20 protein-coding genes and 1 pseudogene are annotated in these 23,794 nt (G+C 37.8%); 20 read left to right on the top strand and 1 reads right to left on the bottom strand.

Features of this window, described 5'->3' with window-relative positions:
• Positions 1–4: 4 nt before the first annotated feature.
• From T357_RS0100690 to T357_RS22285, 13 genes and pseudogenes are all read left to right on the top strand, one after another.
• Positions 5–832, top strand: a complete 828-nt coding sequence (locus T357_RS0100690; RefSeq protein ID WP_031547598.1) for a hypothetical protein — start codon at positions 5–7, stop codon at positions 830–832.
• A 26-nt stretch (positions 833–858) separates the two neighbouring features.
• A complete protein-coding gene (locus tag T357_RS0100685; protein ID WP_031547596.1) occupies positions 859–1,398 on the top strand; it encodes a hypothetical protein in 540 nt (179 codons plus the stop codon).
• Positions 1,399–1,539: 141 nt separating this feature from the next.
• Complete coding sequence (locus T357_RS0100680) at positions 1,540–3,081, top strand: tetratricopeptide repeat protein (RefSeq protein ID WP_031547594.1); 1,542 nt, start codon at positions 1,540–1,542, stop codon at positions 3,079–3,081.
• Positions 3,082–3,541: 460 nt separating this feature from the next.
• Positions 3,542–4,066 (top strand): PH domain-containing protein, encoded by a 525-nt coding sequence (locus T357_RS0100670; RefSeq protein ID WP_031547590.1) that lies wholly within the window; start codon positions 3,542–3,544, stop codon positions 4,064–4,066.
• Between the two features lie 104 nt (positions 4,067–4,170).
• On the top strand, positions 4,171–5,514 hold the full coding sequence (locus tag T357_RS19770) for a DUF4358 domain-containing protein (RefSeq protein WP_049962175.1): 1,344 nt from the start codon (positions 4,171–4,173) through the stop codon (positions 5,512–5,514).
• A 263-nt stretch (positions 5,515–5,777) separates the two neighbouring features.
• Positions 5,778–6,053, top strand: a complete 276-nt coding sequence (locus T357_RS0100655) for a helix-turn-helix domain-containing protein (protein WP_031547588.1) — start codon at positions 5,778–5,780, stop codon at positions 6,051–6,053.
• Positions 6,054–6,061: 8 nt separating this feature from the next.
• On the top strand, positions 6,062–6,457 hold the full coding sequence (locus T357_RS0100650) for a HipA domain-containing protein (protein WP_031547586.1): 396 nt from the start codon (positions 6,062–6,064) through the stop codon (positions 6,455–6,457).
• Positions 6,458–6,607: 150 nt separating this feature from the next.
• Positions 6,608–8,260 carry an AAA family ATPase gene (locus tag T357_RS0100645; RefSeq protein ID WP_031547584.1) on the top strand — a complete coding sequence of 551 codons (1,653 nt, stop codon included), beginning with the start codon at positions 6,608–6,610 and terminating at the stop codon, positions 8,258–8,260.
• A gap of 249 nt (positions 8,261–8,509) precedes the next feature.
• A complete protein-coding gene (locus T357_RS19765; protein ID WP_049962174.1) occupies positions 8,510–10,021 on the top strand; it encodes a tetratricopeptide repeat protein in 1,512 nt (503 codons plus the stop codon).
• Positions 10,022–10,037: 16 nt separating this feature from the next.
• Positions 10,038–11,108, top strand: coding sequence for a tetratricopeptide repeat protein (locus T357_RS0100635; RefSeq protein WP_031547580.1), 1,071 nt, complete (start codon positions 10,038–10,040; stop codon positions 11,106–11,108).
• A gap of 464 nt (positions 11,109–11,572) precedes the next feature.
• Positions 11,573–13,231, top strand: a complete 1,659-nt coding sequence (locus tag T357_RS19760) for a tetratricopeptide repeat protein (protein WP_031547578.1) — start codon at positions 11,573–11,575, stop codon at positions 13,229–13,231.
• Between the two features lie 285 nt (positions 13,232–13,516).
• Positions 13,517–15,004 carry a tetratricopeptide repeat protein gene (locus T357_RS19755; protein WP_049962173.1) on the top strand — a complete coding sequence of 496 codons (1,488 nt, stop codon included), beginning with the start codon at positions 13,517–13,519 and terminating at the stop codon, positions 15,002–15,004.
• 304 nt (positions 15,005–15,308) lie between these two features.
• Positions 15,309–15,371: pseudogene (locus tag T357_RS22285) on the top strand (zinc-ribbon domain-containing protein); the annotation flags it as partial.
• A gap of 103 nt (positions 15,372–15,474) precedes the next feature.
• Here T357_RS22285 and T357_RS21625 read toward each other — a convergent pair.
• Entirely contained in the window at positions 15,475–15,912 is a 438-nt protein-coding gene (locus T357_RS21625) for a hypothetical protein (RefSeq protein ID WP_242840036.1), read from the bottom strand.
• Between the two features lie 92 nt (positions 15,913–16,004).
• On the opposite strand from T357_RS21625, the gene T357_RS0100620 reads away from it, so the two are divergent.
• From T357_RS0100620 to T357_RS0100590, 7 genes are all read left to right on the top strand, one after another.
• Complete coding sequence (locus T357_RS0100620; RefSeq protein ID WP_242840035.1) at positions 16,005–17,924, top strand: VWA domain-containing protein; 1,920 nt, start codon at positions 16,005–16,007, stop codon at positions 17,922–17,924.
• Positions 17,925–18,134: 210 nt separating this feature from the next.
• On the top strand, positions 18,135–19,622 hold the full coding sequence (locus tag T357_RS0100615; protein ID WP_031547573.1) for a tetratricopeptide repeat protein: 1,488 nt from the start codon (positions 18,135–18,137) through the stop codon (positions 19,620–19,622).
• 69 nt (positions 19,623–19,691) lie between these two features.
• Positions 19,692–20,843 carry a tetratricopeptide repeat protein gene (locus tag T357_RS0100610; protein ID WP_081827979.1) on the top strand — a complete coding sequence of 384 codons (1,152 nt, stop codon included), beginning with the start codon at positions 19,692–19,694 and terminating at the stop codon, positions 20,841–20,843.
• Positions 20,844–21,039: 196 nt separating this feature from the next.
• Positions 21,040–21,288 carry a type II toxin-antitoxin system Phd/YefM family antitoxin gene (locus tag T357_RS0100605; RefSeq protein ID WP_031547570.1) on the top strand — a complete coding sequence of 83 codons (249 nt, stop codon included), beginning with the start codon at positions 21,040–21,042 and terminating at the stop codon, positions 21,286–21,288.
• Positions 21,272–21,679 carry a type II toxin-antitoxin system VapC family toxin gene (locus T357_RS0100600; RefSeq protein ID WP_031547569.1) on the top strand — a complete coding sequence of 136 codons (408 nt, stop codon included), beginning with the start codon at positions 21,272–21,274 and terminating at the stop codon, positions 21,677–21,679. The genes T357_RS0100605 and T357_RS0100600 overlap by 17 nt, the downstream gene beginning before the upstream one ends.
• Before the next feature lie 132 nt (positions 21,680–21,811).
• Positions 21,812–22,450, top strand: coding sequence for a hypothetical protein (locus T357_RS21065; RefSeq protein ID WP_155991166.1), 639 nt, complete (start codon positions 21,812–21,814; stop codon positions 22,448–22,450).
• 129 nt (positions 22,451–22,579) lie between these two features.
• Positions 22,580–23,737 (top strand): tetratricopeptide repeat protein, encoded by a 1,158-nt coding sequence (locus tag T357_RS0100590; protein ID WP_031547567.1) that lies wholly within the window; start codon positions 22,580–22,582, stop codon positions 23,735–23,737.
• Positions 23,738–23,794: the final 57 nt, after the last annotated feature.

Raw genomic sequence — 23,794 nt, 5'->3', positions numbered from 1 at the left:
CGGCATGAGAAAAAGCATTTTTCTTCTGACAACAGCATGTATATGTCTTTGGCTGTCATGTTGTTCATCCGGGGATTCCTGGTCTATGTCGGAAAGTTTTATGGATAACAATGAAGATACAGTTGTGAATGAGAATAAAGAAATGATGCCGGAAGAATTGAAGAGTCGTCTGAGTAAAACAGCTCATATTACAGTCAGTGATATTTTTTCGCAAATGTATGAACCGGAGCTTCATGCAGAATTAAACGATGAAGAGGTGAAGGAATTCATTTCTTTGGGGGATTCCCTGGAATTGTCTAAAGGGGATCTTCGGATGGAGCGTTTCTATAAGCTGACTATGACGGACAAATCTGGAAATGTCATTGATGACTGGGTGGTGGATGCAGCAGGACATATAGTAAATATGGAGGGATATATTGTAAAGGGGAAAGACCTGGAAGAATGGCGTAATAAGATCGAGAGAGAGCATGAAATCACGTACAGTCTTCTAAGCCGTGCCCCCGGACAGGAGTATTTTTCCCTTCTTTCAATGGCAGAATCCGGACATCTGTCTAAAAATACTGAAGACCCTGCTAAAGGAAGAATTGAGTATGATCTTTCGGAGAAAGAGATCCGTGAACTCATGGCTCTTGAATACGAGATTGTTGCCGATTCGGAGAGGACTATTGATCCTGATATTTATTACATGTTGAATATATATGACAAAAACGGAGCCGGGCTCTATTCTTTTTCCGCAGACCGTGAAGGAAGGTATTTCTGCAATCAGTATCCGATCAGTGGCAAGGGTGTGGAGGATTTCTTCCGTAAACTTGAAAAAGAGAACGAATTGTAAAAAGCTTTAAAGAAGGGATACAGACCATGACGAAAGAAGAATTAGATCAGATTTATGTGGCATTGGCGGAGGAAGTCCTTGCTGAAAAATTCTCTCTCCGGAGACTGGACGAGAGGTTTGCAGAAAATGCCCTGAAATTTTATCCGAAAGGAAAAAAGTCGGAAGACAGGATGAAGTTTTTTTCTCTGTATAATAGGGCTCATACAGAACGTCTTTCTGACGAGGATAGAGTACTTTTGGAAAACTGGGGTGAAAAGAATACAACAGAAGAAAAGGAAGTGGAAAAGCTCATTGATATGATCGAGAGGACATGGAAAAATGTCCTTGCAACCAGGTATAGCCCTGAGGAGATCACTTATATGCACAGATCCATCCCTGAGGCTTCGTCACTTCCTGAAAACGCTCTCGTCTTCGTTTTCTCCGATACATTCCCGGAAGGTGCAGCCGATGATATCGACTGGGAGACGGAAAAACAAAAAGAAGCAGTTTTTTATGCGGTTAAAGAGCAGTACGAAAATCTGGTTAATGAGAAAAACGATACCCGCATCTATCTGATGAAAGGCTAAAATAGCCGGGAAGCGATAAAAGTATATAAGATATAATACGAGGTGAATAAATAAGAAAACTCCGGGGCTGGACTGATATGACAGTCACCGGGGTATTTTTTTAAAAATTAAGCCTTATAAAAATATTCAGGAGGGGTACGTATGGAAAAGAAATCAAGTCCAATTATAATCATCTCTATTGTGACGGGAATCCTTTTGGTTTCACTTGTCGGCATACTGGTATATTTCAATCTTCCAGCACAGCGTATCAGGCGAATGCTTAAAACTGCCAATAAATACATAGCGGAAGAGAACTATGAAGAAGCAATACTGACTTTGCAGAAGATGTTGGAGATAGATCCAAAAAATGAAGATATTTACGTTCTTCTTGCAGACACATACGAGAAAAACGGCGATATAGATAAAGAAGTAGAATTCCTTCAGGAAGCTGTGACATTGATGCCGGAAAACCGGAAGATATCTGAAGTTCTAACAGATGTATATCCTGAGGTCACTATCTCCGAATCCGAAGGAACATATAAAGATCCGATAAGACTTACGCTCGATGCGTCGGAGGACAGTAAGATATATTACATAATTACCGGGACGGGTGTGGATGGTGCAAATTCTGCCGGTAATTCAGGAACCGGTAACAAAGAGAATGAATATAACGAACCCATACCCCTTGAAAATAACGGAAAGTACAGCATCGAATATTATGCGGTAAGTAAAAACGGATACGAAGGTGAACACAAGACTGCCACATATGTTATTGAACTAGATACAAATAAATACCATTTCAACGAGTGGGTAGATGAGGCAGATGGAAGACATTTCTATGACGCCGATGGCATATCTGTTACCGGTTGGAAGAAGATAGGTGAATTATGGTATCTCTTTGACAAAACAGGAGTGATGCTCACCGGACTTCAGGAAGACGACGGGAAGAACTATTATCTCGGAACTGATGGCACTATGCTAGTTGATACCGTGACACCTGATGGGAAGAAGGTCGGCAAGGACGGAAAAAAGATAGATGAGGCTTGGAAGCAAGCTTATATAGATGTGATAAATGGAGGAGATTTTAAATTATATGATTCATATTATAAAGAATACTCTATAAAGTCTTTACAGGAATTAAAAAGCAGTGGGTTTATTAAGTCAATTAATGAATCGAATATGTTTTCGGAAAATTGGTTCTATGCATATATAGATAAAGATGATATTCCTGAATTAATATATACCACTCTTGATACATACAATTCTCTGTGCTATATACTATTTACTTATTCTAATGGTTCTGTGCAGAGTATTGGATTTTATAATGACTTTCCTGGATGTCAACATCTTTCCTATAAAAACAGAGGCAATTTGATTTATGCTGATATGGAAGGCGCTTCAGAAATTTGTGGTCTTTATTCCTATAGGATTGGCTCTAAAGGTTTTGAAGTTGTTCATGAAATAGAAGCTATATTTTCGGGTAGTGCTGACGTCTCAGATGAATTTATTATTGATGGTACTTCTGTTACTTATGAACAAATAGGAGAAAAAGCTTCACAATACTTCAATGAACCTGATATGTTAACTTCAATTGATAATAGTAGTCCATGGTGTGGTTCATATGGAAATAATTCTTCAAGCTGGGGCACTTGGGAAGGCAATTACTCATCCTCGGAAATCATAGATATAATCCGTAATATGTAAAACAGGCCTTATTGCAAGGCAGATCATTTAAGTAATTATTCAAACTCCGACTAATCATAGCGATATGTTTTAGCCGGAGTTCTTTGTTTTTAAAAACAGGTTCTTGATGCCATTTATCAGCAAATAATACATTTTGTCAGATTACGATCTTTATGGTAGGCGCAAATGCTAATATGTGTTCATACAAAAGAAAGCAAACAAACAAACAATACAAAACAAAAAAAACAACACATATTTTTTAATCAAGGAGGAAATATTAATGTCTACTATTTTAGGTTTCATCCCTACGGTATTATTTATTCTGGTAGTTACATTCTCGAAAAGTCATACGGTTCAGCACGATAAAGAGGAAATAATGGTCGCTCGTATCCATTGGGGAATACTTATTCCATCATGGTTTCTATCATCTTTATTTTTGTTCTCTGTAGGTTCGATCATAGAAAAAATGTGAGGTGGGAAAATGAGTATTTTCGGTTTTGGAGTAATGATAATATTTATATTGGTAATTATAGGTTTTTCCCAGAGTTGGATATATTACTTAACTACCGAATTATCGGTTTCATCCAACCGGTTGGTAGGAAAAAAAGGATTATTTAATGTTAAACGTATTGATTTTCCTATAGAACAGATCACATCTGTTGCAATAAGAACAAACTTGTTGGGACTGATATTTAATTATGCAACTATAGTTATAAGTGTAGCAGGAAAAACCATTTATTTCAAAGGTGTAGAAAATGCAGCTGAGTTCCAGCGCTATTGCCTGGATCTCTTAAAGATAAATGAGTATAAGAAAATTCATGATCAGGCAGAAGCAATGTCTATGGCGGTTTCTGCAGCAATGAAAAATACACAGCCCCAGGTAAGCACTCCGGAATGTTCAAGTATTGAAGATAAGATCAAAAAGCTGACAGATCTGAGTAATCTCAGACAGCAGGGAATTATTTCGGATGAAGAGTTTGGAAAGCTGAAGATGGAGATTCTGTAAAGACTAAAAACGCTGAAGATCTAAACGATTTTTGGCGTTTTTCTTTTTTGAAAGATGTATTATATTTGAAAGGTACATATTTTAAAAAGTGTTTAGGGGTACGTATGGAAAAGAAATCAAGTCCGATTATTAGCATATCTGTTGTAACAGTGATCCTTCTGGCTGCGCTTGTGGGGATACTGGTATATTTCAATCTTCCGGCACAGCGCATCAGGCGAATGCTTAAAACTACAAACAAGTACATCGCAGAAGAAAACTATGACGAAGCAATTCTGACATTAAAGAAAATGCTTGTGATAGATCCGAAAAACGAATATCTGTACGTCATGCTTGCAAACACATATGAAAAAAATGGCGATATAGATAAAGAGATAGAATTTCTTCAGGAAGCTGTGACATTGATGCCGGATAATCAAAATCTGGCTGAGATTTTTTCAGATGTTAACCCTGAGGTCACCATCTCCGAAGCCGAAGTAACATATAAGGAACCGGTAAGCAAAAATGGCTACGAGGGTGAACATAAAAAAGATACCAATGTAATAAGATTTGATGAGAGCAAACACCATTTAAATGAATGGGTAAATGAAACTGATGGCGCCATGATAGTTGAGACCGTTACATCTGCTGAAGAGACTAAGATTCGGACATCAGGTGCAGAGCCAAGTGCTATTTACAGACAGGTTTTAGGTCTTCTTTCATGTGGTATGATTTCAGTTGATGCAAACTATATCAAAAATTATTACGGAATCGATGCATCACAGCTTGAGGGTTATGTATTCGCTATGTCTGAGGATGTAACACATGTAGACACAGTTGCCATCCTTAAGGCAAAGGATGCTTCAAGCGTGGCAGCACTTGCAGGTCAGCTCAGTGCAGTTCAGCAGCAGAAGGCACAGGAGCTTCAGGATTACCTGCCTGATCAGTATCAGATTGTTGCAGCAAGCTCAGTTAAGACTTACGGTAACTATGTTTACCTTGTAATGGCTCCCAATGCAGCAGCTATCGAGCGGACTATCGTTGATACCTTGACACCTACTGTGGAGACCAGAGTTCATACATCAGACGTAGATCCAGGTGCTATTTACAGCCAGGTTATAAATACAGGACTTCTTCCGGGTATGATCACAGTTGATGCAAACTATATTGAAAACTATTACGGAATCGATGCATCACAGCTTGATGGATATGTTTTCGCCATACCTGAGGATGTAACACATGCAGACACAGTTGCCATCCTTAAGGCAAAGAATGCTACAAACGTGCCGGCACTTGCAGAACAGCTTAGTGCAGTTCAGCAGCAGAAGGCTCAGGAACTTCAGGAATATATGCCTGATCAGTATCAGATTGTTGCAGCAAGCTCAGTTAAGACTTACGGTAACTATGTTTACCTTGTGATGTCTCCCTATGCAGCAGCTATCGAGCAGATTATCGTTTCAAACATCAGTTGATCGTGACATTTCTTAAATAAAGCCGGAGGGCCTCCGTTTTAAAGCCGGGACGCCCTCCGGTTCTTTTTTAATGACGTTTATGCAGTCAACCTGTAGTGAAATTCCGCCAGGGGCGTAGTTGTCGGAGAATCCCAGGGAAAATTACAGATGTGAAATGACAATCAGGCGTCAACATTTTAAATTTCATTATTATAATAGCAATATGATGATAAAAATTTAGATAAATGCTCTAATAATAGCAATATTGAATGAGGTACAATCATATGGATTATTTATGGGATATGCCGTCCGACGTGACCAAGAGATTGGCTTTAAGAATGAAAAATATCAGAAAAAGAAAGAAAATAACACAAAAACAGTTGGCGGGCAGGAGTAATGTTAGTTATGCCACATTGAGAAAATTTGAAAAAACCGGACAGATATCACTGGAATCATTTGTAAAACTGACAATGGAACTGGGAGTAGTAAATGAGATAAACGAATTATTTACCAAATCGGTATATACCAGTATAGAGGAGGTTATAAATGAAAACAGCTAAAAAGCTTGATGTTGGAAGCTGATTTCAGGTCCCCGTGTTGTGATTATGAGACATACCTCAAAATGGTGCGGGTTTTGACAAAAGATAATGACACTGACAAAAAGCAAATGTTTAAAACCATGTGTTTCAATGTCTTAACCCATAACAGAGATGACCACACAAAAAACTTTTCATTCTTTTACACTGACATGAATGGATGGCGCCTTGCACCTGCCTACGATCTGACATACAGCGACACATATTGGGGTGAGCAAACGACCTCTGTAGGATGCAAGGGGAAGAATATCACTAAAAAGGATCTGATCAACTTAGGTGTAGGGGCAGGTTTGTCTCCCATATACTGTGAGGAATGTTATTCTGATATGGTTGAAAAAACAGCTGTATTGAAGTCATATCTTTCCTGAAGTTAAAAAATGGTAGCGTTAGCTCAAAAAAGAGTAAAAGTGTTGGGTGTTCTTGGTTTTCTATAATATAATGATAATGGTATGAGGTAATAGATATAGACTGATTCAATATTGCTTTATGCCTTTAGTATATTTCGAGGAGGTCTTTATATGGGTATATATTTAAATCCCGGAAACAAGAGATTTGATATTGCTTTAAATTCTGAGATATTTGTAGATAAAACAGAAATGTTAGACTATATAAATACCGTTGTAAATACAAATCAACGATATGTATGTGTATCTCGTCCTCGTCGATTCGGAAAAACCATGGCTGCAGATATGCTTTGTGCTTACTATGACAGAACTGCTGACAGTAGACTATTATTTGAAAAATGTAAAATCCATGAATCAACAATCTTCAATCACTCAGAATGGGATAAATATCTAGGTAACTTTGATGTGATCAGACTTGTCATGACGGATTTTTTCAAAAATGGAGTCTCAATAGACAAAGCACTGGAGAAACTGCAGAAACTCGTAGTAAGAGAGTTATCTAAAACATATCCACAAACAGATTTCTTTGATACGGATGATCTGATTCAATCATTACAGGATGTATATGTTGATAATCACACACAGTTTGTGATAGTAATCGATGAATGGGATTCGATCTTTCGTGAATATAAAGATGATAAAGACGGCCCAAAAAAATATCTTGATTTCCTTCGTGATCTGCTGAAAGACAAGGAATATGTGGCACTGGCATATATGACCGGGATACTTCCTATCAAAAAATATGGTAAACATTCTGCTTTAAATATGTTTGATGAGTATTCAATGACACAGCCTTCTCAGCTTGCTCCCTTCATGGGCTTTACTTCAGATGAAGTAAAAAACGAGTGTTTAGAAAGAAATCTAAGATATGATTCCTTTAAGGACTGGTATGATGGATATAGATTATCAAATAAAGTTTCAAAAGGAATGATCTCTGAAAGTGGCTCAGTTGATGATGACAAACACAGGGAATATGAAATATATAGTCCCTATTCAGTAGTTAAAGCTATTCTCAACAAACAGTTTTCAAATTATTGGAATCAGACCGAAACATATGAAGCACTCAGACAGTACATCGACATGAATTATGATGGTCTCAAGGAAGATATTGTTGTATTGATGGACTTCGGTCGTGTAAAGATAGACATTACCGGATATCAGAACGATATGACAACCTTCAATAGTAAGGATGATATTCTGACTATGCTGATTCACTTGGGATATTTGAGTTACGATAGTGAAAGTAAGGAAGTTTTCATTCCAAACAAAGAGGTAATGGATGTTTTCAAATCATCTACGAAATCTCAGGACTGGACTATGACATTCCGCGCATTACAGAACTCAAGGAGCCTTCTGGAAGCGACCTGGAACTGTGATGAAGAAAAAGTGGCAGAGCTCATCGAAGCGGCTCACAATAAAGCCGGGAACAGGACCTACAACAGTGAAGCGGGCCTAAGTTATGCCATCCAGCTTGCGTATTACAGCGCACAGGATTATTACACAATAATTCCTGAACTTGATACAGGAAAGGGGTATGCTGATCTGGTCTTCATCCCAAAGAATCTGGATAAGAAGGCAATGTTGATTGAATTAAAATATGACGAGAATGCGGATTCGGCAATAGCACAGATCCACAGGCAAAAATATCCCGAGAGACTGGAGCATTACAAGGGAAATCTTATTCTTGTTGGAATAAACTATGATAAAGAAATGAAAAATGACCATCCGGAATTCAAACACCATAGCTGTAAGATAGAAAGAGCATGAGTGCATTTTCTATGAACATGTTTTTATACAGTGCCTTAAGATGAATTTTGTCCCTAAACAAAAAAATATCAATTTTAAAGTTCCGGCTAATCATAATATGAGTTAGCCGGAGCTTTTTATTGCATTTCATCTCATAAGATGGTTATTTATCAGAAATTAATAAAACTTCGAGAGACCATCAACTATAATATCATCATAGCTTGGAATAGCTATTGTGTGTTCATAATATAAAAACGCTTAGGGGTACTTATGGAGAAGAAATCAAGTCCGATTATAATCATTTCTATCGTGACAGGAATCATTTTGGCAGCGCTTGTCGGTATACTGGTATATTTCAACCTTCCTGCACAACGCATCAGGCGAATGCTTAAATCTGCAAACAAGTACATAGCTGAGGAAAACTATGATGAAGCGATCCTGACCTTAAAGAAAATGCTGGAGATAGATCCAAAAAACGAAGATCTGTTCATCATGCTTGCCGACACATATGAAAAAAATGGTGAAATAGATAAAGAGGTTGAGTTCCTTCAGGAAGCTGTTACTTTGATGCCTGAAAATCATAAGATATCTGAAGTGCTAACAGATGTATATCCGGAGGTCACCATCTCTGAGGCAGAAGGAACATATAAGGATCCTGTACGACTTGAACTCGATGCACCGGAGGAGAGCAAGATATATTACATTATCACCGGAACAGGAGCGGATGATTCAAACTCAGCTGATAGTTCAGAAACCGGCAACAAAGAAAATGAATATAGTGAACCCATAACTCTTGAAAAAAACGGAAAGTATAGCATCGAATATTATGCGGTAAGTAAAAATGGCTACGAAGGGGAACACAAAAATGGGACTTACATTATAGAGCTTGATGAGAGTAAATACCATTTCAACGAGTGGGTGAATGAAGCCGACGGAAGACATTACTATGACGCCAATGGCAAATCTGTTACCGGATGGAAGAAGATAGGTGAATTATGGTACCTCTTCGACAAATCAGGAGTGATGCTCACCGGCCTCCAGGAAGACGATGGAAAAACCTATTATCTCGGAACAGATGGTGCTATGTTCACCGGATGGCAGGAAATAAACGGAAAGCGGTACTACTTCGATGAAAGCGGAGCCATGCTTAAGAACCAGTGGATCGATGGTACCTATTACGTAGGTAATGATGGCGCCATGCTTGTAGATACCAAAACACCGGATGGAAAGAAAGTAGGAAAGGATGGTAAGAAGGTAGATGAGGCCTGGAAACAGATTTATATTCAAAAAATAAAGGATGTGGAGGCATCTGCTACAGAATATTCATACACTAGCTATAAAATTGGTTTTGTGGATGATGATGATATTCCTGAACTTATATATAGAAGTATTGGTGGAGAATCCGGAGTAATGACATATTATGCAGGTAAATCTAATAGTATCCTTACAAATTGCGATAGCCACCGAGACAATGTCAGCTATATTCCTTATTCGGGACTGATAAATTATGTTCAAAGTATACCTCATGATTTCGACTATATTATATATAGATTAAAATCAGGTCAATTCACAAAGGAACACGAATATGGATCAGATTCTTGGCGCGATCATGGAGTAGAACATCATGTTTTACACTTCGATGATATTGAAGCAGATAGTTTTTATGACGAGGCAGGTCACGAAAACATAGAAGCATTAATAAAAGCTACCTATGACTATGATCTGATAGATACTAATGAATATTCAGCAGAAGAAGCAATAAGAATTATTGAAAACTGGTAAAAGTTAGGAAGGTAAAATGAAGAAAACCTCATTGATTTTTTTAGAACTTATATTTTTATTATGCTTATGTGCCTGCGCATCTAAGGCTCAACGGATTGAGGATCAATTAACCCTTGGAAACAAGTATCTTATAGATATGGATTATGAACAGGCCATTCTCACCTTTGATAAGGTAATAAAGATCGATCCCAAGAATACAGATGCTTATATCGGACTGGGTGAATCCTACTATAAACAGGCAAAGGTATTAACTGACTATACATCAGCTGATCCCTTGTATCTAAACTCATCGGAAAGCTATAAAACTGTTCTTGGGTTGATCAGTGATGGAACAGGAACAACTACAACAGGAAAAACTCTCGAAGAAATAAATTCAGATATTCTTACCATATTAGATGATGTCTATAATACTTGGGCAGATATTGCTTTAGCGGCAGGTGATACAGAACATGCTTCACTGATTTTAGACGAAGGATATGAAATAACAAAGAATGAAGAGTTTTCAAGAAAAGCTCAAACTATCGGATATCTGAGGGATGCCGATAAGCTGATTGATCCCATATTAACAAGTGAAATAACTGAGAGTTCAATGCCGGAAAATGAGAACAAGCTTATAGCCATAGCTGATCTTTATGACGGAAAATATATTTCTACAGAAAATGGAACGGGATTTGGTATATATAATGTAGAGTGTCAATATTTTCTTTATCGTGGAGGATTTAAAAATGGTCTACGTGATGGAAAAGGAACAATTACTTTATTGATGACAGATGAATGGGAAAGAATTTGGCGTGCTGATTGTGATTGGAACCAAGATATTCCTTACGGAATGGCAGAAATATATTCATTTTATTTTGGTGAAGGGAGCTATACCATCAATGGTAATGTTCAGATAAATAATGGATTATATGATGGTGTTCTTGTAATGGATGACGAATATTTCAGCACTAATATGCTTATTGAACAAGGAAAAATACTAAATTATAGTGGGATTGAAAAAGACTCCGGCAATTATTTTGATTACCATAACGAAGATGAAGAAACAATATTTGGTATGCCTGGATATGGAGATGCATTAGCTCCATAATATGATTCTATGTATATTTTTCCCATTCAAGAAACTCTTCCGGATAATAAATCTTCAGTTTACAAAGATGTTTGATTGCATCAGAATTTGGTATATATCCTGTCAGTAGCTTTGTTTGACAGAGATGACTGTGGATGGTAAGATTAAATCGTAAAGAACAAAAGAAAAGGATGTCACCGGCTAAACGGTAGGCTTCCTAATTGTAGCTAAAAGAGATTAGCCGCCTAGTTTGCCAAGACCGGGGCGGCTATTCTCTTGTGTTTCTGCTATTGCGTCTATGTGTTAAATATAAAGCCCCAGCTAATCAAAACATGGTTTAACTGGAGCTTTTTTAGTGCATTTCATCCTATTAATTGGTTGTTTATCAGATTTTAATACATCTTTAAGAGCCCATAATCTATAATGGCATCATGATTTGGAACACTTTATGTGTGTTCATAATATAAAAACGTTCAGGGGTACGTATGGAAAAGAAATCAAATCCGATTATAATCATTTCCGTTGTGACAGGAATCCTTCTGGCAGCACTTGTTGGGATAATGGTATATTTTAACCTACCGGCACAGCGCATCAAGCGAATGCTAAAGACCGCCAATAAATACATAGCGGAAGAGAATTATGACGAAGCAATCCTTACTCTGCAGAAGATGCTAGAGATTGATCCGAAAAATGAAGATCTGTACGTTCTTCTTGCAGACACATACGAGAAAAGTGGCGACATAGATAAAGAAATTGAATTCCTTCAGGAAGCTGTGAATCGGATGCCGGAAAACCAAAAGATAGCTGAGGTTCTATCAGATGTAAATCCGGAGGTCACCATCTCTGAAGCAGAGGGAATTTATAAGGACCCTATAAGACTGACACTCGATGCACCGGAGGACAGTAAGATTTATTACATTATTTCCGGGATAGGCGTTAGTGGTTCAAACTCCGCTAATGATTCCGGAACCTACAACAAAGAGAATGAATACAGTGAACCCATAACCCTTGATAAAAATGGAAAGTACAGCCTTGAGTACTATGCAGTAAGTAAAAACGGCTACGAAGGTGAACATAAAAAGGGAACCTATGTTATAGAGCTTGATGAGAGTAAATGCCATTTCACTGAGTGGGTGGATGAAGCCGACGGAAGACATTACTATGAAGCCGATGGCAAATCTGTTACCGGATGGAAAAAGATAGGTGAATTATGGTACCTTTTCGATAAATTAGGAGTGATGCTCACCGGATTTCAAGAAAATGATGGAAAAACATATTATCTCGGAACAGATGGCACTATGCTCACCGGATGGCAGGAAATAAACGGAAATAAATATTACTTTGATGATAGCGGAGCCATGCTTAAGAATCAGTGGATAGATGACACTTATTACGTGGGAACTGATGGTGCCATGCTTGTGGATACAAAGACACCGGACGGAAAGAAAGTTGATAAGGACGGAAAGAAAATAGATGAGTCTTGGAAGCAGGCGTATATTGATGTGATAAGAGGGGGCAATTATAATAAGTTCGATCCTTTAAGTAAAACTATAGTTTATGAAGATATCAACGCTCATGTATACAGAGGTGAAAATGATGAGTTTTTCTGGAGTTATGCATATCTTAATGGGGATGATATTCCGGAATTAATACGTGCAAAAAGAGGGAAATGGTATGACGAAGTTGCTCATGATTATATTTATGATTATTCTTATGAACTATTTTCCTGCTTTGACGGAATAGTACAAAGTATAGGATTATATGATGACCATATGGGATGTGGTCATTTAACCTATTCTAATGGCGGAAATTTAATATATGCAGATTTTTATAGTGATAACCATAATAACTACGGTACTTATAGTTTTAAGATAGAATCCACAGGGTTCGTTATAATTCATGAAGCCGAAGTAGGCTATTCAAGACTTAGTGCTGACCCTGAGCCTGAATATTCATTTGATGGTATTAGTACTACACATAGTCAATTCGTTCAAATGTCATGGAAGTATTTTAATGAACCCAACATGGTTAAATCAATTGATAATTTTGAGCAAGGTAATTACGGAGATATGTTACCAACCTGGGATGTATGGGAAAGCAAATATACTTCAACAGAAATCATAGATATTATCGAAAATCTTTAACTTACAATTATAGGGGCCTTTGTTTATTGCATAATAGGATAACACCTTCCAAAAGCGAATTTCAAAAAAGATGGTATAAGACGTGAAATATAATCAACAATTATAATTCTCTTAAAGCTCAGGCTAATCGCAACAAGGGTTAGCCTGAGCTTTTTTGCATTTCATCTCATAAATTGGTTGTTTATCAGAATTAAGTGCAACTTTAATATACCATCAACTATAATATCATCATGCTTAAGAACATCTTTTATATATTCATAATTTAAAAAACGTTCAGGGGTACGTATGGAAAAGAAATCAAATCCGATTATAATCATTTTTGTTGTGACTGGAATCCTTCTGGCAGCACTTGTCGGAATGCTTGTGTATTTCAACCTTCCGGCACAGCGCATCAGGCGAATGCTTAAGTCTGCCAATAAATACATCGCGGAAGAAAACTATGACGAAGCAATCTTGACTTTGAAGAAGATGATAGAGATAGATTCGAAAAATGAAGATCTGTACGTTCTTCTTGCAAACACATATGAAAAAAACGGCGACATCGATAAAGAGATAGAATTTCTTCAGGAAGCTGTGACGTTGATGCCGGAAAAACAAAAGATATCTGAGGTTCTCTTAGATGTGTATCCGGAGGTTACATTGTCCGAGAGCTCAGGAACATATACTGATCCGGTGTCTCTTTCCATGTCTTCATCTGAAGGTGGCGAGATTTTCTATAAAATTTCCGGAAGTGATAATGAAAGTAAATACTCATCTCCCGTCAACCTGGGGAAAAATGGAAAGTATAGCATCGAGTACTATGCGGTAAGCAAAAACGGATACGAAGGTGAACATAAGACTGCTACCTACGTAATAAACCTTGATAAGAGTAAGTATCATTTCAATGAATGGGTAGATGAGTTTGACGGAAGACATTACTATGATGAAAATGGCTTGTCAGTTACAGGCTGGCTTAAGCTTAAAGAGAAATGGTATCTGTTCGACGGCAATGGCGTGATGCTCACCGGTTTTCGGGATGACAAAGGAAACACTTATTATCTCACAACGGATGGCATTATGGTTATCGGCTGGCAGGATATAAATGGGAAGAGATACTACTTTAATGAAAATGGAGAAATGCTCAAGAACCAGTGGATTGATGACACCTTCTATGTAGGGGCAGACGGTGCGATGCTTGTGGATACCAAGACACCTGATGGGAAGAAAGTAGGTAAGGATGGAAGGAAGAAAGATGAGGCTTGGAAGCAGGCATATATACTAAAAATAAAAGACGTTGAGGCATCAAATCCAGATCCGGATTGTACACCAAGTTATCAAATTGGTTATGTGGATGAAGATGATATTCCTGAATTAATATATAGGTGTATCTGTTTTCAAGGAGAATCCGGAGTGATGACATATTATGAAGGTAAGACAAGTAATATATTTGATAGAGGCAGTGATTTTTCTGTAGTAAGTGCCGGATATATGTCTCGTTCTGGGACGGTACGACTTAATGCGTATGCTAATGGATGGAGTAAAGATGGGTTATATAGGCTGAAATATGGTAAATTCACTGAGGAACATACGATTTTTGAGGAACATTCACATCTAGGAGAAGTATTTACTATAAACCTTGATGATAATAGTGCTACAGGATATAACGATGATGAAACTAGTTGGGAAGCTTATAACAATATTGCAGCACAAATAAAATCCATCTATGATGAATCACTGGAAGCGACGGATGAGTATAATGCTGAAGAAGCAATAAGAATTATTGAAAACTGGTAAGTGTTAATGGTATTTAGTATTAGGAACCTATAATACGGTATCAGATATAAAGAGAGATACATAAATGAAAAAACTCCGAGGTCAAAGGCGTGAAAAAATAAACAAAAAAGCATAAGTTCATTAATGCCCCGGCTGATAGCAATATGCTTTAGTCGGGAGTTTTTTTGCATTTCATCCCCATAAAATGGTTATTTATCAGATTTTTATACAATTTCAAGATACCATCAACTATAATAGCATCATTGAATTGAACATCTTCCGTGTGTTCATACTGTAAAAAGCTACATTCAAGGAGTAAGCAAAGATGTTTTGTATTAAATGTGGAAAGCAAATAGAAGATTCCCAGCAGTTTTGCATTTATTGCGGAGCAAAACAGCCCGGTTCATTTGATGTTCAGAAGACCGAAGAAGAAAAGAAGATAAATAATGATACTGAAGAGCAGGGATCGGAATTTTTTCATAAACCGGAATCTATCCAGGGACCGGAATCTTCTCAAGGATCGCAATCATCCCGGGAATCAGAATCTTCCCAAGTACAGCAATCATCCCAGGGAGCGGAATCTTCCCAAGTACAGCAATCATCCCTTGGATCAGAATCCTCCCAGGTAAAGCAAGCATCCCCAGGATTTGAATCCTCCCAAGTACAGCAATCATCTCAGGGATCGGAATCCTTCCAGGTTCCAGGAGCTTCTCAAGGATCGGATTCTTCTCAGGGTCAGGGATCTTTCCAGCAACCGAATTCTTTCCAACAGCCGGGATCTTTCCAGCAGTCTGCTCCTTATCAGCAGGCAAACTCATATCAAGAATCTGCTCCCTATCAGCAGTCAAACGCTTATCAACAGTCTGCTCCCTATCAGCAGACAGACTCCTATCAGCAGTCTGCCCCTTACGATCAAACAGAATTCTCATATGATAATCCTGAACCAGCCCAGGCGCAGCTTTTAGATACACCTAACGGCGGTTCTAAAAAACGTTCCCGTCTTGGAGCGGTGGTAGCAGTATTGGTTTCTGCATTAATACTCGTGTTAATACTGGTCGGAGGATTGGTCTGGTGGAATCAGCCAGCCAAGAGAGTAGAACGCTTGATACAGGCCGGACAGAAATATTTGGCTGAAGCAGATTATGACCAGTCGATTCTGAGCTTCCAGAAAGCGATAGAAATTGATCCGAAGAATGCAGATTTGTATTCAGATTTGGCGGGAGCTTACATTCAGAAAGCACAAACTGCTTCCGATGACGAAAAAGTCAAGTTATATAAGCTGGCAAGTAATAGCTATAAGGAAGCATTATACTATGATGAAGATAATACTCAGTTAGTAGCTGATATATCTGACCTGTATGTTGAGTGGTCTGATTTTTATATTGATCAGCAGGATTATGAAGCTGCGATTGATCTTATAGAAAAGGGATTAAAAATAGTTGATGAAGAGGTACTTGAAGACAGACTGAATGAGCTTACAACAAATAGTTATGACTCATCAGCGCCTGTAGACGGTAAAACCACGGATTCCAAACCAACAACCAACAATCAGAGTACTACAAGCAATCATACTATCACAAATAATCAACCGAAAAGTCCGGTTTCACTTTTTGTACGTCAGGTGGAGAATACTTCATTCCCGCAAATTCATTTTTATGCCAGTGTTCTGAACGGTAATAATGAATCTGTCGACAATCTGAAAAGAGATGATTTCAAGATCCAGGAGCTTCAGGCAGACGGTTCTATCCAGGATGTTCAGATCGATGAAGTTTATCAGGTTATCGATTCCAAGGCAGCTTACATCGATTTAGTCATTGACAGAAGCAGCAGTATGAGCGACAGCATGATGCAGCAGGCAAAAAATGCCGCAACCGCTCTCATCCAGAATATGAAAGATGGTAATCAGGTTGAAGTTATTTCATTTGATAGCTATGTTTATCAGGATTATCCCTTCTCTTCGGACCTGAGTTCGGCAATATTCTCCATTGACGCAATCCAGCCATATGGCAGCACAGCATTGATGGATGCCCTATATACTGCTGTGTACAATACTTATAAGGTCGGAGAAGGAGCAAAGTGTGTTATCGCCTTTACCGACGGAGAAGAGAATTCAAGTAACTATACTGTAAATGATGTAGTGAACATATCTCAGAGCACAGGAATTCCGGTATATCTCATTGGAATAGGATCAGGTGTTGATGAATATTCTCTGAGAGATATTGCTCAAAAATGTTCGGGAGAGTACTATTCTGCCTCTGACGTAAATCTGGAGCAGGAGCTTAGTGACATTTATAACAACATATATAAAGATCAGCAGAATAATTACATTTTCAAGTATACGAGTAAGAATGCCTCTGACACCACAGGTGCAAGACAAATCGTTGTAAACATGTCCGATAATTCAGGATATACAGGTTCCTGCCAGAAGGAATTTGTTCCTGTGGCACAGACTGCAATCGATGCAAATTTTGGATTTGATGTAGACAATATCATCCCGGACTCAAGCTACAGAGCATTGACCAATGCAGATCTTGAAGGTCTTTCTCTTGCCAAACTCCGTATCGCAAGAAACGAAATTTTTGCACGCCACGGTCGTCTGTTTAAGGATAATCTGCTGAATCAATGGTTCTACTCGAAGGGTTGGTACCTGCAGATACAGCCTAAGTATTCTCCGAGTGAATTTGACAGATTGAGCCCTTATCCTATCAGCACACTTGAGAATAACAACATTGATTTAATAATTGCCAGGGAAGAATATATCATGAATTACGAAAATATATTCCCTAATGCAGGAAATATTCCATTATCCACCTATGATGTAGCTCTTACAAAGGCAGTTTTGCAGAAGGCACTTACACAGGTTGCCTCTTACCCGCAGACATCCGTAAGAGACCAGAACATTGCATTTATCCAGAATGCTATTGCTAATGCTACGATGTGATGGGGAGTCAATAAACATTGAGTTACGAAATAGCCGCTTAGTTTGAAGACTGGGCGGCTATTTTTTAATGCTTTAGCTTTGACAAATTGGTGCTCTTTACAATTCATCAGCAAATATTGCTGTATATCATATTATAATCATATTTATAGATACAAATGATAATCTGCTTACATACAAAATAAAAAGTCTGAAATCATAAGAGGGGTACGTATGAAAAAGAAATCAAGTCCAATTATAATCATATCCGTTGTGACTGGAATGCTTCTGGCAGCACTTGTCGGCATGCTTGTATATTTCAATCTTCCGGCGCAGCGCATCAGGCGAATGCTTAAGACGGCCAATAAGTACATAGCGGAAGAAAACTATGACGAAGCGATTCTTACTTTGCAGAAGATGTTGGAGATAGATCCAAAAAACGAGGATCTGTACGTCCTTCTTGCTGACACATATGAGAAAAATGGTGATATAGATAAAGAGATAGAATTCCTTCAGGAAGCTGTGACATTGATGCCGGAAAATCAGAAGATATCTGAAGTACTTTTAGATGTGTACCCGGAGGTCACTATCTCTGAGGCAGAAGGAACATATAAGGACCCTATAAGTCTGACACTTAATGCACCTGAGGACAGTAAGATATATTACATAGTTTCCGGGACGGATGTGAATGATGCAAACTCCTCTGATGGTTCAGAAAAAGGCAAAAAAGAAAATGAATATAGCGAGCCAATAACTTTTGAAAAAAATGGTAAGTACAGCATCGAATATTATGCGGTAAGCAAAACCGGCTACGAAGGTGAACACAAAAAAGGAATCTATGTTATAGAGCTTGATACAAGTAAATATCATTTCAATGAGTGGGTGGATGAAGCTGACGGAAGACATTACTATGAAGCCGATGGCAAATCTGTTACCGGTTGGAAGAAGATAGATGAATTATGGTATCTCTTTGACAAAGCAGGAGTGATGCTCACAGGATTTCAAGAGGACAACGGAGATACATATTATCTAGGACCAGATGGCATCATGCTCATCGGATGGCAGGAAATAAACGGGAAGAAATATTACTTCAATGATAGTGGAGCTATGCTCAAGAACCAGTGGATAGATGACACTTATTATGTGGGTTCTGATGGCGCAATACTCGTTGATACCAAGACACCGGACGGGAAGAAAGTCGGCAAGGACGGAAAGAAAGTAGATGAGGCTTGGAAGCAGGCGTATATCGATTTCATAAATGAGAAAGTATATTTGAATGCATATTATGATGTTGATCCCGAAGTCAAAGTTTGGAACTATACATACATAAATGATGACAACATTCCAGAAATAACTCATTCTCTTCCAGATAATTATGGTTTTCATGAGCCCGAGAATTACTTATATTCTTACTTTGAAGGTGAAGTTCAAGGTTTTGGAGGCGGATTATCTTGGATCAAAATAAAGCCCGGAAAAAATATAATTATAAGTAGTATGAAACATGAAGAAGATATTCTTACGATTGGTTCTAAAGGATTTGAATGTATTCATTCCTTTACAAATCAAAGAAGTTATGGGAGAGAAATATATTATGTTGATGGTATAGAAGTCACATTAGATCAATCTGATTCCATATTTTCACAATATGATGATCCTGAGATGAAATATCCCGAGGGTAAATACTCAACAAATGAGATCATCGAAATAATAAAGAACCTGTAATAATGTGTTGTATTACATATATAGCTTAAAGCGTTCACATAAATACTGGATATATAGAAGGGTAATTAAATGAATAAATTGTTGAAGCTATTGATGAATTTATTGTTAGTTGTATGTTTATGTGCCTGTGTATCAAATGACCAGAAAATACAAAAGCAATTGGAGCTCGGAACCAAATTTTTGGTAGATATGGATTATGAGCAGGCGATTCTTGCCTTCAATAAAGTAGTTGAAATCGATCCTAAGAATACCGATGCCTATATGGGTCTTGGTGATGCCTACTACGGAGAAGCAAAAAATGCTGGAGATTATAGTACAGCAGATACATTATATTCAAATGCGACAGATAATTATGAAATGGTTATGAACTTAACTAGTGATGGAACCGGCTCCACAGTTAATGATAAATCGTTAGAGGAAATCAATCAGAATGTAAAGGAAATCCTTAGCGAGCTTTATGTTACATGGTCGGATTTGGCATTAAAAGAAGGCGATAGTGATCATGCTGCCAAGATACTGGAGGATGGATATACAATTCTCGGAAATGAGGAACTTCTGCAAAGATCACAGACAATCAGTGACATTAAGGATGCAGAAAAACTTATTGAAGAATTGGATGTATCTTCCGAAGATTTCGATGTTTCTTTAAGAGATAATAATGATAAAATAATGGCCATAACTGATATGTGTAACGGAAAATATATTTCAACTGAAAATGGTCAGGGCTTCGGTCTTTATAAAGTAGATGGAAACTATTATGTTTTCCGTGGAAGCTTCAAAAATGGTTTACGTGAAGGTCTGGGATTGATCATGTTAATTGGAGATGTCTCTGAAAACTATGTTAAGTGTGAATGGAAAGAAGATGTTCCATTTGGCAGTGCAGAATACTATTATAGATATTATGACGGCTGGGAATATACTACAGAATCAGCAGTATTTCAGCTTGAAAATGGGTTATATGACGGGAAAGGTACAACGTCATTTGGAGGGCTTGAAGAAGAATTTTATACTCTTAATCATGGGATGGTTGAAAATCTTGGTCCGGAGCCATACTATTCGGGATATTCATTTTATTCTGTTGATAATGAAGGTCTTCCATTTTCAGTTATGCAGAATGATGAATTCGGATACACTCGAGGCATGCCGGGGTATGCAGATAGCTTTTTACTGTTTGATCATTATACGTCACCATTATTTTCTGAAGAAGATTTTTCTGAGTAATATGATTAATTATGTTTAAGTAACAACAGAAAAAATAAACCTATATCTGAACAGAAATTGGCTAACAAAGGATATAAAAGAACAAAAGTAATAATATTTTTCTATTGGAGGTCAAACACAGATGTTTCGAAAAGCTTTGCAAAATGGCTAAAATAAGATATATTTAAATTAGCTAAAATGGAAGTGAGGTGATACCATGGCTATAAATACAGCGACGGCTACAGCAACAGAAATGCAGAATAATTTTGGACGCTATCTTGCAATGGTACAGGACGGTGGTGAAGTCATTGTTACAAAAAACGGCAAGGAAGTTGGACGATTCATACCTCGTGCAAAAGCTGTGTCCTATTTGACAGATTCTCTTACAGGGATTCTTAAAAGTGACATGGATATAGATCAGGCAAAAGAAGAAAGGCTTAGAGAAAAGTATGAAGTTGCTGATTGATGGAAACATTCTTCTTGATGTCCTTCAGAAGAGGGAACCCCATTACGAGGACTCATCCAAAATTTGGAAAATGTGCGAAACTGATCTTGTCGAAGGGTATGTCTCTGCTTTGACATTTGCAAATCTTGTTTATATCATGCGAAAGGAACTGGATGCAGAGAAAATCAGTGAAATACTAAAAAAGATGTCGCTGATCTTTTCAGTTGAAGATTTGACCGTATCTGACTTAAGTGCAGCTGCAGAAATGCAGTGGGAAGATTTTGAAGATGCATTGCAGGCAGCTACAGCTAATCGGATACATGCTGAGTGTATTATCACCAGGAATGTTAAGGACTTCAAGAAAAGCAAAGTGATTGCATATACTCCGACAGAGTTTTTGGCAAGACAGTAGAAGCATACAAGGCGGATGATTACCGTTTATCGATTAATTATACTATTTGTCAGATTATAAACTCTTATTCAGATGACTATAGTAATATGTGTTCATACAAAGAAACTATGTAATAGTTATCAGGAGGAAGAAATGAAATTATCCAGATTATATGCAGCAACTATGTTTTTAACCGTTATGTCTTCACTTACTGCACTTGCGGGACAATGGATATACGGCCAATATGGGCAAACAGGGTATCAGAGAGATGATGGAACTTATTCGGTAAATCAGTGGGAATTAATAGATGGCAAATGGTACTACTTTGATGGCGAAGGGTGGATGATGAAGAACTCATGGATTCAAAGTAAGTATTATGTAGGTAATGATGGAGCAATGATAGTCGATGGGCAAACCTGTGATGGATTTCTTGTTGACTCGGAAGGTGTATATATCCCCGGATCCGGAGATTGCGTGGACGGAACATACAGATTTTTAAGAGAAGAAGCTCGCAGCATTTATGATGGGTCTTATGTTCCAGGTGAATCTTGGTTAGGAGATACTATCGAGGTAAAACGAGTGTCAGATAAGATTATAAATGTAACGACTACCGGAGAATATAATTATGGCCAAACAGAATCGTTTCGTTTAGATACATATGGATATGGCTCTGAATCATATACATACTTTGGCTATTGCAGTGGAATATCATTTAAGGATGGCAACCTGATCTTCTGGCCGGAAGAAGGGGACATAGGTGATTACTATATTGGTATTTTCGAGAAAATGTAATTGTTAATTCAATCTGTCATATATTAATTCTGACAACAGATTTTCCTGCCGTCTCTATTGACGGCAGGTTTACTTTTTTGGAAAGTTATTCTGTGTGTGCTCATATTATATAGATGCTTAGGGGTGTTTATGGAAAAGAAATCAAATTCAATTTTGATCATATCAGTATTGACCGGAATCTTTCTCACAGCACTTGTCGGGATGCTGGTTTATTTCAATCTTCCGGCACAGCGTATCAGGAGAATGATTAAGACGGCAAACAAGTTCATCGCTGAAGAGAACTATGACGAAGCAATACTTACCTTGCAGAAGATGATAGAGATAGATCCTAAAAATGAAAATATCTATGTCCTTCTTGCAGACACATATGAAAAAACAGGCGATATAGATAAAGAGATAAGCCTTCTGCAGGGAGCCGTTGATGTGCTTCCGGAGGCAGAGAACTTGTCTGAAGCATTGGAACAGGCATATACGAATGTTAACATATCTGAAAGAGAGGGAACCTATAAGGATCCTGTAAATCTGGTGCTTCGTGCTCCTAAGGACAGTAAGATATATTACAGGGTTACCGATGCCGGAGAAGATGATACAAACTTCGCAGATGATTCGGAAACCGGTAATGAAGAGAATGAGTATACCAAACCCATAAACCTTGAAAAGAACGGAAAGTATAGCATCGAATATTATGCGGTTAGTAAAAACGGATACGAAGGTGATCACAAGACGGCTACATATGTTATAGAACTTGATGAGAGTAAGTATCCTTCTGATGAATCTTGGAAGCAGGCGTATATTGATGTTATAAATGGCGGAGATTTTTTGAATATATTTTGGGGTGATTATGAGTCTGGTTTTGAAGATCCAGATGACGAATCAATTGATCCTGAAGCCAAAGTTTGGAATTATGGGTATGTAAATGATGATGACATTCCTGAAATAACTCATATTGGCCATTATTCGAATTATTTTTTATCTTACTTTGATGGTGAAGTTCAAGGATTTGGAGGTGGAAAAATATGGTTCGAATTCAAACCTAGAACAGAATTTATTATCAGCCACCTACCACGAGAACTGGAAGTCTTTAAGATTGGATCTGATGGTCTTGAATCAATTCAAGGCTTCTATACTGCTAATGGTTCTTTGGGAGAATTCTACTACGTTGATGATACAGAAGTCACAGAGGATCAATATGATTCTGCATTCTCACAATATTATGATCCTGAAATGAAAGAGCCCGAGGGCAAATACTCAACAAAAGAGATCATCGAAATAATAAATAATCTGTAATGGTATGTTGAATTATGTATATAAATTAAAACGTTCACATAAAAAATAGTGGATACA

The organism is Oribacterium sp. FC2011, assembly GCF_000701645.1.
Classification (GTDB): Bacteria; Bacillota; Clostridia; order Lachnospirales; family Lachnospiraceae; genus Oribacterium.
This window is presented reverse-complemented; position numbering and strand designations above follow the sequence as displayed.